General features: G+C 31.4%; 1 protein-coding gene and 1 pseudogene. Both read left to right on the forward strand.

Features of this window, described 5'->3' with window-relative positions; translation table 11 throughout:
* Positions 1-1199, forward strand: a pseudogene (locus E5329_RS28940) (ATP-binding protein); the annotation flags it as partial.
* A gap of 11 nt (positions 1200-1210) precedes the next feature.
* Positions 1211-1858 (forward strand): DUF262 domain-containing protein, encoded by a 648-nt coding sequence (locus tag E5329_RS28945; protein ID WP_275443882.1) that lies wholly within the window; start codon positions 1211-1213, stop codon positions 1856-1858.
* Positions 1859-1896 lie beyond the last annotated feature (38 nt).

Consider the following 1896-nt stretch of genomic DNA (forward strand, 5'->3'; position numbering starts at 1 on the left):
TAGGCTGCTTTAGCAGCAGAGCGAACCTACCGGCTTTAGCCGGTAGTGGTTCAGTCCCTAATAAAAATGAATCAGAGTTTAAGATTTTGATTGATGCTATTAATCGCTATTTAATAAAGTTTAGAAAAGAGTATTTGAAAGAGGCATCTGATAAATATATAGATGCGTTAATTAAAAAAGAAGTGTATCCAAATTTTAATATGAGTAATTTTATTGACATATATAGAAAAAGAGAACTTGATAATCTAGTTGAAACACTATATACAGCACAACCTAAAATATTTACAGGACTAAACGATGACAACAAAAAAATAATGATTCATTTATTACAACTCATTATGGATAATAGTAATAAACCAGAACTTTTTGAAGTGCTGCAACAAATAATAGACCTTGATGAGGATGAAATAAAAGAATTGGCGGATGTATTAAGATATACTACATTAAACAATATTACAAAAGTTATTAAATTATTGCAGGACCGTTTAAGAGTAGTTCAAGGATTAAAAGAAATTGTACTTGATGATAAGAAATTCGCAAAAGAGGTAGAACATTTACAAGAAGTTATAGAAAGACATTACTGGCTATTTGGAGAGCAATATAGCTTGATAACTGCCGCAGAGCCAGATTTTGAATTGGCATTAAAGGGGCTTTTAATAGCAACGAAAGGTGACGATTCTAAAGTTACTCTCGATCATGAAGATAAAAATAAAGAGATGGATATTTATATGATAAGGCAAGATCGGAAGGGTAATGTCACTGAAAATGTTGTAGTAGAATTAAAACGACCTGTTATTCCTTTGGGAGAAGAACAACTTTCTCAGGTTAAGAAGTATATGCGTGTTATTAAGTCTGATGACAGGTTTAATGCAAGTAATGTCAAATGGACCTATTTTTTGATAGGTAACAGATTTAATAAAAACGGGTTTATTCAAGATGAGTTAGAAAGTCATAGAAATCTCGGAGAGCCACATTTGGTTCATGTAGATGGGAACGGAAATAACAAAATCTATGTTTTGACATGGAGCGATATTTTCGATGAGTTTTCCAAAAGACATGATTATTTAATGAGTAAATTGGAAATAGAAAAAGAAATTTGGTTAAAGAAACATGATTCAGTTGAAGAGGTAGTGGAAGATATAAAAGAAAATTCAGCTACATTGAAGGGCGCAGTTATTCCGAAACGCGCATCGAACTAAAGGAGAAAATTATGGAAAATATGGATATTATTTTTGACTTAAATGGAGAAGAAAATGAGGAAGAATTAAAGGTAGATTTAGGGAAATTTAATCAAGCTGTTATTTGGGGGACGGATTGGACTACAGAAACAATTGCAAGACAATTGGAGAAAGGGAATATTGATTTAAATCCTTCATTTCAAAGAAGGGATGCTTGGAGTGAACAGGAGAAAAGCAAATTAATAGAATCGTTAATGTTAGGCTTTCCAGTTCCGCCCATTATTTTAGCAGAGAATAAGCAAAAAAAGAATTCATATATTGTTATAGATGGAAAACAAAGATTATTAAGTATTCGTAGATTCTATTCAGATATTTCCGAAAAGGAATTTAAAGAAAAAAGTTTACAAGAGAAAGATGTATTTAAGCAGCTTAAATTGAAGGGGTTAGATATATTAGAGGATTTCAATGGAAAAACGTATAGTCAATTAGAAGTAGAGAGTACAGATTATATTAATAATTTAGATAATCAATCAATACGAACAATAGTCATAAAAAACTGGCCGGATGAAGCGTTTCTTTATACTGTTTTTTTGAGGTTAAATACTGGTAGTAAAAAATTATCTCCTCAGGAATTAAGGCAAGCATTAAAACCTGGTCCATTCTCAATGTCATTAACTTAAGGAAAAGAACAATACCGGATGTCTTTACACCCATTCAT

Origin of the sequence: Petralouisia muris (assembly GCF_004793545.1) — a bacterium.
In the GTDB taxonomy this organism is placed as follows: Bacteria; Bacillota; Clostridia; order Lachnospirales; family Lachnospiraceae; genus Petralouisia; species Petralouisia muris.